At 45.3% G+C, this 14,613-nt stretch carries 11 protein-coding genes, 1 pseudogene and 1 other annotated feature; of the genes and pseudogenes, 7 read left to right on the top strand and 5 right to left on the bottom strand.

The window, feature by feature from the left end; translation table 11 throughout:
- The first annotated feature begins 97 nt into the window (after nucleotides 1-97).
- The 3 genes from G519_RS0123115 to G519_RS44205 all read left to right on the top strand — a co-directional run bounded on the left by G519_RS0123115 (nucleotide 98) and on the right by G519_RS44205 (nucleotide 1,536).
- Nucleotides 98-331, top strand: coding sequence for a cold-inducible protein YdjO-related protein (locus G519_RS0123115; RefSeq protein ID WP_051253614.1), 234 nt, complete (start codon nucleotides 98-100; stop codon nucleotides 329-331).
- A 119-nt stretch (nucleotides 332-450) separates the two neighbouring features.
- On the top strand, nucleotides 451-897 hold the full coding sequence (locus G519_RS0123110) for a DUF2663 family protein (RefSeq protein WP_029196711.1): 447 nt from the start codon (nucleotides 451-453) through the stop codon (nucleotides 895-897).
- A gap of 9 nt (nucleotides 898-906) precedes the next feature.
- Nucleotides 907-1,536 carry a carbohydrate-binding family 9-like protein gene (locus G519_RS44205; protein ID WP_084160288.1) on the top strand — a complete coding sequence of 210 codons (630 nt, stop codon included), beginning with the start codon at nucleotides 907-909 and terminating at the stop codon, nucleotides 1,534-1,536.
- Nucleotides 1,537-1,703: 167 nt separating this feature from the next.
- On the opposite strand, the gene G519_RS0123095 is transcribed toward G519_RS44205, so the two are convergent.
- Entirely contained in the window at nucleotides 1,704-2,903 is a 1,200-nt protein-coding gene (locus G519_RS0123095) for an ornithine--oxo-acid transaminase (protein ID WP_029196710.1), read from the bottom strand.
- Between the two features lie 523 nt (nucleotides 2,904-3,426).
- Between G519_RS0123095 and G519_RS0123090 the strand changes: the two genes are divergently transcribed.
- Entirely contained in the window at nucleotides 3,427-4,845 is a 1,419-nt protein-coding gene (locus G519_RS0123090; protein ID WP_084160287.1) for an aspartate ammonia-lyase, read from the top strand.
- 328 nt (nucleotides 4,846-5,173) lie between these two features.
- Here the strand turns inward: G519_RS0123090 and G519_RS0123085 are convergent, their stop codons facing one another.
- The 3 genes from G519_RS0123085 to rocF form a co-directional block, all read right to left on the bottom strand.
- Nucleotides 5,174-5,563 (bottom strand): glyoxalase superfamily protein, encoded by a 390-nt coding sequence (locus G519_RS0123085; protein WP_029196708.1) that lies wholly within the window; start codon nucleotides 5,561-5,563, stop codon nucleotides 5,174-5,176.
- On the bottom strand, nucleotides 5,560-6,267 hold the full coding sequence (locus tag G519_RS44200; protein WP_051253612.1) for a DUF1361 domain-containing protein: 708 nt from the start codon (nucleotides 6,265-6,267) through the stop codon (nucleotides 5,560-5,562). Before G519_RS44200 ends, G519_RS0123085 begins: the two co-directional genes overlap by 4 nt.
- Before the next feature lie 210 nt (nucleotides 6,268-6,477).
- Complete coding sequence (gene rocF / locus G519_RS0123075; RefSeq protein WP_029196707.1) at nucleotides 6,478-7,395, bottom strand: arginase; 918 nt, start codon at nucleotides 7,393-7,395, stop codon at nucleotides 6,478-6,480.
- 358 nt (nucleotides 7,396-7,753) lie between these two features.
- Nucleotides 7,754-8,012: a binding site (T-box leader), on the top strand.
- Nucleotides 8,013-8,090: 78 nt separating this feature from the next.
- Here rocF and ileS point away from each other — a divergent pair.
- Nucleotides 8,091-11,173, top strand: a pseudogene (gene ileS, locus G519_RS44190) (isoleucine--tRNA ligase).
- Between the two features lie 67 nt (nucleotides 11,174-11,240).
- On the opposite strand, the gene G519_RS0123060 reads toward ileS, so the two are convergent.
- Entirely contained in the window at nucleotides 11,241-12,473 is a 1,233-nt protein-coding gene (locus G519_RS0123060) for an aminopeptidase (RefSeq protein WP_029196705.1), read from the bottom strand.
- A 265-nt stretch (nucleotides 12,474-12,738) separates the two neighbouring features.
- On the opposite strand from G519_RS0123060, the gene G519_RS0123055 reads away from it, so the two are divergent.
- Nucleotides 12,739-13,548: a phytanoyl-CoA dioxygenase family protein gene (locus G519_RS0123055; RefSeq protein WP_029196704.1), complete on the top strand. Its 810-nt coding sequence runs from the start codon at nucleotides 12,739-12,741 to the stop codon at nucleotides 13,546-13,548.
- Nucleotides 13,549-13,663: 115 nt separating this feature from the next.
- A complete protein-coding gene (locus G519_RS0123050; protein ID WP_029196703.1) occupies nucleotides 13,664-14,596 on the top strand; it encodes a VanW family protein in 933 nt (310 codons plus the stop codon).
- Nucleotides 14,597-14,613 lie beyond the last annotated feature (17 nt).

Raw genomic sequence — 14,613 nt, 5'->3', positions numbered from 1 at the left:
CGGTAAATAATTTTGAACACGGGAAAGACTTGATATTCGATCTGATCTGTATAATAATAAGTAGTCTAATCTACGAAGCAGGGAGCACATAATTGAAATGTCTACACCAACGAGTACCGTGACCGAAGATAACAAGCCAGAAGTCGAACAGATTGAAATTTGGAAATGTAAAGAGACAGATTGTAAAGCATGGGTTCGCAAAGAATTCGTTACGGAAGCTTTACCAACTTGTCCATTATGTAAAAATCCGATGGTGCGCAGCTATAAGCATGTGCCTGTGACAGCTAAAAAAGGAAATAAAAAGTTTTTAGTTGGAAAAAAACGTTTCTAGTAAAATTCAAAAGATCAATAGCATCTTCGACCTAGCGTGAAGAGAGATGCTCTTGGTCTTTTTTTTTTGGAAAGAATAGAAGTGTCCAAGCATAGGATGGTAGAGAGGGGGAATATCTAATGCAATGGCCTGAACTTAATCTAAGTGACGATGCGACCAAGATGCTTTACAAACTTCGGGATAGGAAGCAAGAATGGGACAAGCTCAAAAATACGCAGCCTTTATTCGCCATTCTAACAGGCGGCCTGATTCTTTATTTTATGATCTCTTTCTATCGAAAGGTAATATTAGTTTCAGGCGGCAATGCATTAGCCATCCTCGATTTGCTTATTTCTAATAAGCTTCTAACAGGTTCGCTTCTAGCTTGTATATCCTTGTTCCTATTTACACAAAATCGTGTGTCTAGGATTGAAAAAGCAAAGACAAAATACGAGAATTTAAGAATAGAAGTCATCGAGAAGTTTGACGCTTCCTGGTTAAAGGACGTGAAGTCGGAATCTCGGGATCAAATTTCTAGCTTTCTAGATAACGAATATGATATTAATATAATATATAAGAGTAAGTAGGGAGCGAGGATGACAGAACGGATGAGGTATGAATGCCGCTATGTTGATGCATTGAACGGAATTGTGAAATGGGAAGAGATCATAGGCAATGATTTAAGGGAAGTTGTCACGGGGGAGAAGCCTCGGCTCAAGACTCGCTTTCGCGCGTGTTGGACAGCTGATGCTCTGCATATCCGATTCGAATGTGAGGATGATCACGTCGTAGCAACGATGGAGCGGCGAGATGATCCTATTTATTTGGAAGATGTGGTTGAGGTATTTCTCGATAAAACCGGTACCGGAGAGGTTTATTACGAGTTCGAAGTGAGTCCGCGCAATGTCGTTTTCGATGCTTTGATCCACTACAATGGCGGGGATAAAGAAGTGGATGTTGCATGGGATGCGAAGGGATTTCATACCGAGGTTTTGGATGGGACCGATGGATGGAAGACTTACGATCTAAGGATTCCTTTTGCTGATTTGGATTGGGAGTTGGGAGAAAACCAGACACCACATCATGGCACTGAGTGGCGTTGGAATTTATATCGAATTGATGATGATATCGATGGGAATCGACACTATTGGGCTTGGTCCCCTACAGGCAAAGTCGATTTCCATATGCCGCATCGATTTGGGACACTTGTTTTTGTAAAAGAGTAGATAGTGCAGAATAGTCGGAGGGCTGTAACGATGTTTTTCATCGCTAAAGTGGCAGAGGCGCGCAAAAGTGGCTTCGTAACGATGAAAAACAATCTAAAACAAATTAAAACAAAGCCCTCTAGCTTCAACAAAAGCTAGAGGGCTTATTAGCCTATTCTACTTAATTGCTAAGCTTCACTCAGTACGTCATTGACTTGCTGCCAAGCCCAATCGAGCTCTTCCTTCGTAATCGTGAGGGGCGGAGCCAAACGTATAATGTGCTCATGTGTCTCCTTGCACAGGAGACCCTTCGCTTTCAGCTCTTCACAGAATGGACGAGCTGAAACCTTAAGGTCAATACCGATGAACAGCCCGCGGCCGCGAATCTCCGTAATCTGCGGAGATTGGATTTCCTGAAGCCGCTTCAGGAAATAAGTGCCAAGCTCATCCGAGCGCTCTGCGAGCTGCTCGTTTTCGATGACCTCCAGCGCCGCGATTGCGACGGCGCAGCCGAGCGGATTACCCCCGAACGTCGAGCCGTGGGAGCCCGGCTCGAAAACATCAAGAACCTCTCGATCGCCGGCGACCGCCGAGATCGGGAACACACCGCCGCCGAGGGCTTTGCCCATGACGTACAGGTTCGGCGTTACGCCCTCCCAGTCGCAGGCGAAGCGGCGACCCGTGCGGCCGAATCCCGTCTGGATTTCGTCCGCGACGAACAACACGTTATTCGCCTGACATAGCTCATAACATTCCCGCAGGTAACCGGCCTGCGGAATCACTATACCAGCCTCGCCTTGAATGGGCTCGAACAGGAAACCCGCCGTGTTCGGCCCGATAGCCTCACGCAGCGCCGCCGTATCCCCATAGGGAATGATGCGGAACCCTGGCGTAAAAGGTCCGAAGCCACGCCTATATTCCGGCGACGATGAGAAGGAAGTGATCGTCACCGTCCGACCGTGGAAATTTCCTTGGCAGACAATAATTTCTGCTTGATCGGCCGGGATTCCTTTCACATCGTAGCCCCAACGACGAACGGCCTTTACAGCGGTCTCGACCGCTTCGGCTCCGGTATTCATCGGTAAAATCATCGGCTTACCGGTATAATTCGCTAATTTCTCATAAAACGAACCTAATGTCTCGCTATGGAAAGCTCTAGATGTCAGTGTAACCTTCTCGGCTTGCTCAAGAAGCGCTCTCAGAATATGAGGATGACGATGTCCTTGATTTAAGGCGGAGTAAGCGCTAAGCATATCCATGTAGCGGTTGCCTTCCGGATCCTCGACCCATACGCCTTCCGCTCTCGATATCACGATAGGCAGCGGATTGTAATTGCGGGCCCCGTATTTTTCCGTTTTTTCAATAATCATCGAACTCGTTGTATCCATAAGAATCCCTCCCTGACGTGCAGCTTGTAAGCCAAACTCGCCGGCATTCCCTGTATCCTTTTAATTGTTTCACATAGCGAGCTTGTATAATCCATTGTATTCTTCAACTCCTGAACGTTGCAATATAAATCCTATGAGGTAAATCCCTTTGCGTTTGTGCTGCTCCTAGCATATATAAATACATAGCTTTAGACATTGATACAAGTCTTAGCCAATTTGGCCAAGTTCAATCATGATGTGCAAAGCCTTATGAGTTGTTGCATAGATGAGAAGACTTGAATTATCAAAATAGGAAATATTAAGAGAAGCGGTCAAAATTGATCAGTGGTCAAAAAAATATTACAGAACGTGTCAGATATTGCAGGATTATTGAAAGCGGTCGCGAATTCTTCAGATGAGCGCTTATGAATGTCATTGCATGGCATGCAATGGGTCTAGCGGCAGAGAGTTAGAAGGATTTTCGAAACACCTACTTCGCAACATCGAGCTATATACTTTGTAGAAAAAAGGAATGGTGTCTACGATGACTCATCGCATTGAAAAAGACTTTATTGGTGAAAAACAAGTTCCAACCCAAGCTTATTACGGCATTCAAACGATGCGTGCATTAGAGAATTTCCCAATTACGGGAGTTAAAATTCATGCAGAGCTCATTACAGCTTTGGCAGAAGTAAAGAGAGCAGCTGCAATAGCGAATATGGAAACACATATGCTGCCCAAAAAAATCGGCGAACAATTAGTCAAAGCAGCCGAAGAAGTGAGACAAGGTCAGTTACTTGAGGAATTTATTGTTGATTCTATTCAAGGCGGAGCGGGAACTTCGATCAATATGAACATGAACGAAGTGCTTGCTAATCGGACGTTGGAGCTGCTGGGCGAGGAAAAAGGCAATTATTTTCATTGTAATCCGAACAATCATGTCAACATGTCGCAATCCACAAACGACGTTATCCCTACTGCCATCAAAATTGCCGCCTACCGTTTATCTGAGCAATTGACAGAGACTATGACTTCACTCCAAAGTGCTTTTGCCCGTAAGGAAACGGAATTTGATGATGTTATTAAAATGGGGCGAACGCATCTCCAGGACGCAGTTCCTATTCGTATGGGCCAAGAATTCGGCGCTTATGCACGTGTCATCCAGCGTGATATCAATCGTATCCGTCATGCTTCTAAAGGGCTTTTGACTGTAAATATGGGAGCTACTGCCGTAGGAACAGGGCTTAATGCGAAGCCTGAGTATGTGGAACGCGTAATGTTTCATCTAAAAGCGCAAGTGGGAATCCCCATTGAACTAGCCGAGCATTTGGTCGACGGTACCCAAAACATGGATGCCTACACGGAGCTATCCGCTTCCTTGAAAGTATGCGCCGTTAACCTTTCAAAAATATGCAATGATATCCGATTAATGGCTTCAGGTCCTCGCGTAGGCTTAGGGGAACTGAAACTGCCGCCGAGACAACCGGGATCTTCCATTATGCCAGGTAAAGTAAACCCTGTTATGCCTGAAGTTGTGAATCAAGTGGCGTTCCAAGTCATTGGCAACGATCATACGATCTGCTTGGCCTGCGAAGCAGGACAATTTGAACTTAACGTAATGGGACCCGTACTTGCGTTCAACCTTCTACAATCGCTGAAAATATTGCGGAACGCGGCAGACGTTTTCGAGCGCTTTGCGATTGAGGGCTTGGAAGCCGACCGCGAGCGCTGCGCAACTTATGTCGAGCAAAGCTTTGGCATCGTCACAGCTTTGAACCCGCATCTCGGCTACGAAGTCGCCGCGCAATTAGTGAAAGAAGCTGTGCGCACAGGCATGACGCTCAAAGAGCTTATCCTAGAGCGCGGGCTGCTTACTCCTGAGGAGATTGAAGAAATCCTCAATCCCATTCAGATGACCACGCCGGGTATCGCTGGCGAGAGATTGCTGCAGCCTGCCGACTAAGGCTGCTGGATGAAGTAACCTGTGCAGTCTACAACAGTTGGCTAAAGTCTGCTCATAAAAACGAACGCCCCCGACCCATCGATAGATGAGTTAGGGGCGTTTTTAACATTCGAGGATGAAGATGCAAAAAGTGCAGCAAATCTCAGTCTTTTTTTCATTTAGACGAGCGATGATGTATTATGTGCATCAAATATGTTCATTTTAACCAATATTGTCTAAATGGTACCTGATTTGATGCACTTTTTGCAGTAAATCCAAAGAAAACGTTGAGGAACAGCTTGGATTAGCTGCACTTTTTACATCATCTTCCTACACTAACTGCGACGACTTAATCCAAACGGTCGTTCATCGATTCAAAAAAGGTTAGCTTATTCCCGAACGGATCCGTGACGCAGACTTCTTTGGTATGCCAGGGGCTCGTTTCAATACCGGGGCGAGAATACTTATATTCCTTTTTCAATAAACCAGTATGAAATGCTGTTATGTCAACGATTTCTATTCGAACAGCTGCACCCGGGCTGCAATCCCCATAATGCTCGGATAAGTGCAACTTACACTCGCCTAATCGTATCTCCATGTAAAGCGGCATATCATTCTCTAAACGATGCTCCCACTCTAACGAAAAACCCAAGTAATCTAGGTAGAATTCCTTTGCTTTCTTTTCATCGAACATTCTAAAAATCGGCGTGACGCCTTTAACAGTTGTTATAGCAATCATCTCCTTGATTTTTCGTTTGTGTAAGGACTTGAATGTCTTGAGCTGCCTATGCTATTTACGAGTACATAAAAGGTTACGTAGACTGTCATGATAACAAATCCGACTAATAAGCAGAAAACGAAGGCTTCTTGATGCAGAGTTTCTCTCAGGATTTCCAATATTCTTTCCGTGTGGAAAGCGTCCCAGCTGTTTAAGCGGTATTCTCTTCCCAAAAGTATGCCGTACCCGCATAGCAACGCGGTCAATACTATGATCAACCATGAAACAAAGGGATTGAATCGCTCTTTCCATATTTTTTGAATGATGTACATGGAGCTGCATCCTAGCAATAGACCGTTCCATGCAAATAAGAAGATGACGAAAAAATCATACCAATAGGTAAAGGAGAGCGCTCCTTTTTCTACATAGGAGTCCTTCAAAATCGTTAAATGAATGAAGTCCGTCAAGACATACGGAGAGTTAGGCAGGAATAACAACCAAGCTAATCCGACCGCGATTAAAATGATTTTTCTCAAAATCATATATGTACTAGTGTGTATAAATTGGGCTATCACGGCAAGGATGTACGGAATCCAAGCGAGAAATAAGTTCCAAATTAGAAATGCAAAATAGGTCTGGTTTTTGAACAAAAAGTAGACCCCAACTGTGGAAAGTGAGAGCAAGATCAGAAAGAGATGCAGGTACCATTGATTTAAGTTCTTCATTATAGGCTCCACACTTGGTCTATGTATTTGGCAGTGAGTGATGCTGCCCCATCCAAGATGATGTCTATATCTTACATTTATTTACTGCGTGTAACAAGCAAATAACCCGTTATCCTCACAGTAAAGCGGAGAGTAACGGGTTTTGTTTATTCGGACATTTGTTAGCCTTGCCAATTCGTCTATCGTCTTTCGTCTTTCAAAAGTATCTACCTATAGAATCTGCTTGCCCAACAAGGAGCTAATTAAGCCGACGGCTAATTGGGACGTTTTGTTATTGTCGTCGAGAAGAGGATTCACCTCAACGAATTCGGCTGAGGTTACAATGCCTGCTTCGTGCAGCATTTCTACGGCCAAATGAGCTTCGCGGTAATGAAGTCCGCCTTTTACAATCGTGCCTGTTCCAGGTGCTTCAAGCGGATCTAGAGAATCGACGTCAAAACTAACATGTACGCCGTCTGTTTTACTGCTTATATAGTCAATAGCATCTTGCATAATGGAAGCCATCCCTTTGCGATCAATGTCATACATGGTATAGCATTTGATCCCCAAAGAGCGAATGAGCTTCTTCTCGCCCTCATCAAGGGAACGCGCTGCAATAAGGACGATATTCTCTGCTTTCACTTTGTCATGATTACCCATAATGCTGGTTAATAAGGGGTGCCCCATCCCTAGACTGACGGCCAACGACATGCCATGAATATTACCCGACGGGCTTGTATCGGCTGAATTTAAGTCGGAATGTGCATCGATCCAGATGACGCCTAAGTTTTGATAGTGGCTGGATAACCCTGCTAATGTCCCGATCGCTATACTATGATCACCGCCGATGACGAGTGGAAAGCGTCCTTGCTCCACAACCTGAGAGACTTGCTCAGCAAGACGTGTATTTACCTCGATTACTTCCGCCAAATACTTGAGGTTGGTTTGATCAACTTCAGCCGCCAAGGGAGTCGCTGTATCGTTCGGCAGACGGATATCAGCAACGTGATCGATCGTGATATCCATTTGCTGTAAACCTCGAATTAATCCTGCTTGTAATATGGCTTTTGGCCCTTTGCTCGCTCCGCGTCGACCTGCTCCAAGATCAAATGGCACAGTAATCGCAGCAATTGTTGGCTTGGTTCTCATTCGATCAGCTCCTCTATGTCGGGCTTCAGATAAAGCTTCGCTTGTAATTAGATTATCATAACCTAGCTCATTATTGGAGATTTTAATTTGGTTCCTGTGGCTCATGGGGTTGGAGAACAGGTCCTTATTTTACCCAATAACGGAGCACTTATTGTATCGCCATAAGCATACCCCTTATATAGGGAAGGAATTAGGGTGCAAAGTGCTGGTTGCCTGGAGCAGAGGGAATCTTGTCTTTGAAGAAGCGAAGGGTACCCATGCTGTGAAGGCTTGGAAATGGTGTCGTTATAAAACAAAGTAAACTTGACATTCCATGAAGTTGATGTGAAAATAAATGAACTGAGGATTTTAATTAACTTTAAATTCACTGACGAGAACGAGTACGCTATCCCCCTTGATTTCCAGAGAGTTGGCCTAGTGCTGAAAGCCAATATTCAAGACTTAGCCGAAAATCCCCTCCGAGAAGGTAAGCTGAAGGAAGTTTAGTAAGCTGACCCGGGATCCCGCCGTTACAAGGGCCGCGTATGATAGTACGTAGATCGAGAGCTATAATGATCATATTCTTATGATCGTTACGGAACTAGGGTGGTATCGCGAGATGTAATCTCGTCCCTTACGGGGCGGGATTTTTTGTTTTTCAATAACGATGATTTCCGACTAGTTCTATCATTTTATTAAAGGAGTGTGTGTTGCGCATGAGAAAAATTGATGTGAAAGAAAAAGCGAGAACCCGCGAACTGCGCGTTCTTGAGCAATGGAAATTGAATGGTACGTTCCGCAAGTCGATCGACAATCGAAAAGGCAAACCGAATTTCGTCTTTTACGAAGGACCGCCGACGGCAAACGGATCACCCCATATCGGACATGTGCTTGGTCGTGTTGTAAAAGATTTCATCTGCCGCTATAAAACAATGTCCGGGTACCAAGTCATCCGCAAAGCTGGGTGGGACACGCATGGCTTGCCCGTCGAGCTTGGCGTGCAGAAGCAGCTGGGCATCTCGGGGAAACAAGAGATTGAAAAATACGGAGTAGCCGAATTTGTTGAGAAATGCAAAAGCAGTGTATTTGAATATGAAAAGCAGTGGCGTGAGCTAACGGAAGCCATCGCATACTGGACAGATATGGATAACCCCTATGTTACATTGGATAACGGCTACATCGAGAGTGTTTGGCACATTTTATCCAAAATCCATAACAAAGGACTGTTATACAAGGGGCACCGTGTAAGCCCTTATTGTCCAGACTGCCAAACAACGCTCAGTTCTCACGAAGTGGCTCAAGGCTATGAAGATGTAAAGGATTTAAGCGCCACGTGAAATTCAGAAGTAAAAGTGCGAGTGAAATCTTTCTGGCTTGGACGACGACCCCATGGACGCTGCCTGCGAACATAGCGTTGGCGGTAAATAAAGATTTGGATTACGTCAAAGTGAAACATAAAGGCGAAGTGTACATCGTCGCGAAAAATCTCGCGGAAAAAGTCTTCAAAGAAGACTTCGAAATTTTAACTGTGCATAAGGGATCGGAATTCGTCGGCACGGCCTATGAGCCTCCTTTCGGCTATATTAGCCCAAACAAAGGGCATATCGTCGTAGACGCTGACTATGTTATGGATACGAGTGGTACGGGAATCGTCCATATAGCTCCTGCTCATGGTGAAGATGATTACCGAACAGTCCGCCAACACGAGCTGGATTTTGTGAATGTTGTGAACTTGGCAGGACGTTACAATGATCAAATCACTGACTTCGCCGGACGCTTCGTCAAAGATTGTGACGTTGATATCGTGAAAAACTTGTCGGAACGCAGCCTGCTATTTTCCAAAGAGCGCTATGAGCATAGTTACCCTTTCTGCTGGCGCTGTAAATCTCCACTGCTTTATTACGCGATGGAGAGCTGGTTTATCAAAACGACCGCGATCAAAGAGCAGTTGATCGAAAACAACAGTAAAATCGACTGGTATCCTTCTCACATTCGCGAAGGGCGCTTCGGCAAATTCCTTGAAGAGCTTGTCGATTGGAACATCAGCCGCAATCGGTATTGGGGTACCCCGCTTAACGTTTGGTCATGCGGGGATTGCGGAGGAGAATATGCGCCGGGAAGCCATCAAGATTTGCGGGAAAAATCAATTACACCAATTGACGAAAGCTTGGAGCTGCATAAGCCTTACATTGATGAAGTGAAACTGCGCTGCTCATGTGGCGGCATCATGGAAAGAACTCCTGAGGTGATCGACGTGTGGTTCGATAGCGGTTCTATGCCTTTTGCGCAGTATCATCATCCATTCGAAGACGAGACGTCGTTGTTTGGTGGGCAGTACCCAGCGGATATGATCTGCGAAGGGATTGATCAAACAAGGGGCTGGTTTTTTAGTTTACTTGCTGTTTCAACGTTGTATAACGGTAAATCGCCATACAAAGCCGTTCTTTCTACCGGACATGTGTTGGATGAGAATGGGCAAAAAATGTCTAAAAGCAAAGGCAACGGCATCGATCCATGGGAAATCATCGATGAATTTGGCACGGATGCGTTTCGATGGGCTCTGTTGTCGGACAGCGCACCTTGGAACAGCAAGCGGTTCTCTAAGCAAATTGTTGCCGAAGCGAAATCCAAAGTGGTGGATACGATCAATAACACACATGCTTTTTATGCGTTATATGCAACGATTGACCACTTTAAGCATGAAGATCATCCGCCTCAAGAGCACGCGAACGAATTGGATCGGTGGATTTTATCAAGATTGAACAGCACGCTGCAAAATGTAGGTAAGGGCTTGGAAATTAACGACTTCTTAAACCCGGCGAAGCAAATCGAATTGTTTGTCGACGAGCTGAGCAACTGGTATATCCGTCGCTCTCGCGACCGTTTCTGGGGCAGTGAAATGACCGTTGATAAAGTGTCTGCTTATCAAACACTGCGTGAAGTGCTGCTGACAGTCTCGCGGATGATAGCGCCGTATGCGCCGCTCATTGCTGAGGACATATACGGTAACCTCGGCGGCGAAGGCAGCGTACATTTGGCTGACTATCCGAGAGAGAACCATTTAGCTATCGATACAAAGCTCGAAGGTGAAATGGAAACCGCACGGCAGATTGTTGAGTTGGCTCGAACGATTCGGAATGATACAGGCATCAAGACCCGTCAGCCGCTCTCGGAGTTAATCGTTTCGCTAGATCGTCATTTCGACATAAGCCGTTTTGGAGAAATCATTAAAGATGAAATAAACATCAAGGAAATCCGCATAGAACAAAACGACAGCGGCTTTGTTGACTTCAACGTGAAGCTAAATCTTAAGGTCGCCGGGAAAAAGTATGGCAAATTCGTTGGTCCGCTGCAAAACCACTTGAAACAATTGTCTACAACAGAAACCAAGCGAGCGGTCGATAACGGTTTGCTTGAAGTAATGATCGACGGAGAGGAGTTTCATATCACGCTTGATGAGATGCTCGTGGAAAAACAAGCCAAAGAAGGGTTTGCTTCGGCTTCCAGTAACCAGATCACGGTAGCCTTAAACACAGCAATAACAGAAGAGTTGGAACAAGAAGGACTAGTACGGGAAATCATACGCGCTATTCAGGATTACCGTAAAAAGCTGGAGCTGCCGATTGATAAACGAGTCCATCTTGTTCTCGATGTCAATTTAACGTTGAAAGAAGCGTTGGAGCGTTTTGATCATGTTCTGCAAGAGAACGTACTGCTTGCTAGTGTAAGATATGCGAAAGAAAAAAAAATGGAATCCATCTTGATTGGGGATAACCATTTACGCCTGCTTATCGAATAATCGAAAAATAGGGGCAGCACCTAGAGACATGATGATCATGACTTTAGGTACTGCCCCTTTTTCATTTCTAGAATGCCCAATTCCCCTTACGGAAAATGGGTTCAATCGTGCCGTCTGCATGTTCGCCGTCAATATCCATTTCAGCAGAGCCGATCATAAAGTCAACGTGGATCAAACTGTTGTTAAGGCCGGCGCTTTCTTGCTCCTCCTTGGACATCGAAGTTCCGCCCTCTATACATGTAGGGAAGGCTCTGCCTAGTGCCAAGTGATTTGAGGCATTCTCATCATACAGCGTATTAAAGAAGATCAGGTTGGAGTTCGAAATTGGTGATATGTGCGGCACAAGTGCGATTTCACCCAGATAATGTGCTCCTTCATCCATTTCGATCATGGCTTTAAGAGACTCGAAGCCTTGTTCAGCGGTGTAGTCAACGACACGCCCGCTTTCGAAAGTGATCGTGAAATTGTTGATCAAATTACCACGATAGCTTAAGGGTTTCGTACTGCGCACTGTACCCTGAGTACCCATTCGATGAGGAGAAATAAAGACTTCCTCCGTCGGGATATTCGGGTTGAAATCGAAGCCTCCTGTCTCGTTGGTGGCGGAACCACCTCGCCAAATATGGTTGTCTGGCAGTTCGACAGTAAGCTCGGTTCCTGGGGCACGGTAATGGATCTTACGAAATTGCTTCTCGTTAAGCTGTTCTCTTTTGCTCCGAAGCGTCGCGTTGTGTTCCATCCAATTCTGGATTGGATTTTCTTGATCTACGCGTGTAGCTTGAAATATGGCGTCCCATAGAGCAGTAATCGCGGCCTCCTCTTCCAAATGAGGAAAGACTTTCTTCGCCCAAGCAGAAGAAGGTGCCGCGATGATCGACCATGTCATCCGATAGGAGGACATGCTTTCTCTCCATTTCTCTAATTTCGCGCCTGCGGCTTTGGAATTTGCGGAAATGCGAGCTGGATCGATATCCTTCAGCAATTCAGGATCATCGGCATCGATAAATAAATAGGCGCCGTTATTATCGGCTAGCTCATCGAGCGCCTGCGCTCTCCATGATGGATATTCATGAAACGCTTCATCAGGCGCATAGGTATATTTAATTTGGGTGCAGATTTCATCCTGCCATTCAATATGTACGTGTTTGGCCCCAGCTTGATAAGCTTTACGGGCAATGAGTCGAACGAATTCGGGAAGATGAATGGGTGCGTTAATCCAAAGTGTTTGGCCGGATTGAATGTTCACAGCGACGCGAACGGTTAGCTCCGCATATTTATCCAGATTACTTTCAAAAGTCATAGGAAACCTCCTTTTTATTCTTGAACTTGCTAGCAGTTTATCCTGCCAAGAGTCAACTGTCAAATAAATTTTACAGTCGAAGCGCTCTGCCCAGTCATGATCAAAGGGTCCCTCTCGTCACTGGTGGCAATTAACTCTAAATATATCCGGAAATAGCAGGATTGTATGAGTATTTAGCATCATCCTTACTTCAATGTCTATGGCGCTTTCGATATGATGATGTCATAAGGGAATACATCCTAACTTAATCGTGGAGGGGACCAACATGTCACGGACAATGCTTAAGCTTTCAAAAGAACAAAAACAGCACTTCGAATCAGAAGGATATTTAATTGTAAAAGGATTGTTTTCTGAGCAAAATTTGGCCGAAATCGATGATACTTTTGAGGGAATTAGCCATCATGCGGTACCAGGCTTTTTTGAGCCGGATTTACAAGCGGATGGGTCTGATCCGTTAAAAAGATATCCGCGAGTTATGCATCCGCACCGCTTTAATGAGACGGCGAAGAAATATATGCTGCACCAGCCGGTCATGGAAGTGTTAGCAGATTTGTATGATGAAGAGGCCTTAGCCGCGCAAAGCATGTTTTACTATAAGCCACCGGGCTCTCGCGGCCAAGCGCTTCATCAGGATAATTTCTACCTGCAGGTCGAGCCTGGTAATTGCATAGCGGCGTGGACAGCAATTGATGCCGCAGATGATGAGAATGGCGGCTTACTTGTTGTGCCCAAAACGAATACGTTTGAAATTGCTTGTCCGGATATCGCGGATGCCAATGAATCATTCACGAATCACTACGTGAAGCCGCCGAAGGATGAAAAAGCCATGCCAGTCATCATGCAGCGAGGCGACGTTCTCTTTTTTAACGGGAATCTCATCCATGGCTCCTATCGAAACAAAACGAAGGACCGATTTCGTCGGGCGTTCATCTGCCATTATGTGAACGAATCGGCAACCCATATTAGCAATCACTATCGACCGTTGCATCGCCAGAATGGAACGATCGTAGATTTAGAGGTCAACCCTAATGGGGGGCCTTGCGGCGAAGAATTCCAAGCGTTTTATCCTCATTAATCTTTTCGTTTAGCCATAAGGGATCAGTCTAACATCCATGGGTGTTGGCTGGTCCCATTTTACATAGTATGGAATCATTTCAATTGTTTACACTAGAGGAGGGGTGATTGAATGTATGAGTTATAGTTGGATAATGGGTTTGTTGCTTCTTGCGCAGCAGAGTGATGTACCATTTCGAATAACGAATGATAATATGGGTCATAACATAGCAAATGTGCAGCGGGAATCGTATACGGTCAATCTTCTTGATGTGCCGATCATTGATAACGAACGATTAGAGCGGCTTACGGACGTGATCGATAAGAATATGTATCGCAAACCGATTAATGCAACCATTAATGATGAGGGAGGAATCGTGAAGGAGATTGCAGGCGCAAGGCTGAATCGTCAAGCTTTTGTGGAGCAATTTTATGAACATTACTATCGAGAGGGTCCGATGAGATTTGAAGTGCCTCAGTTATCTGTATATCCCAAAGTGGACAGCGAGTTGCTGGCGAATATACGTGTGCGACCCATCGGTTATTATGTGACCTATTTTAATGCGAATAATAAATATCGTTTTACGAACATCAAGCTTGCCACCCAAGCGATTAATAATTATGTCGTTCAACCGAATGAGACGTTCTCCTTCAACCGTGTTGTTGGTGTTCGGACGCGAGGCAAGGGGTACATGCCGGCAAAGATCATTGTAAGGGGTGAATTCTCGGAAGGGATTGGCGGCGGCATTTGCCAAATTTCTTCTACTTTGTTTAACGCGGTGGATCGCGCTGGTCTCAAAATTGTAGAAAGATATTCGCACAGCCGATCTGTCCCCTATGTTCCGCCAGGTAGGGATGCTACTGTGAATTGGGGAGGTCCTGACTTCAGCTTTAAGAACAACTACAATCAACCTATTCTGATAAGGGCTCAGGCTTTACCTGGCCGGGTTTTCGTTAGTATTTCGTCTTCCGATGTCATAAATTATAAGCCGCGGCATGTTCCGAGTGCATCTGATGATCTGCCAGAGGAAATACAAGCGGGGACCAATGTAGGTCAGTCTGTTCCATAAATGAGAAGCTCCGTTCC

This window comes from Paenibacillus alginolyticus DSM 5050 = NBRC 15375 (genome assembly GCF_000422905.1).
GTDB lineage: Bacteria > Bacillota > Bacilli > Paenibacillales > NBRC-103111 > Paenibacillus_E > Paenibacillus_E alginolyticus.
This window is presented reverse-complemented; position numbering and strand designations above follow the sequence as displayed.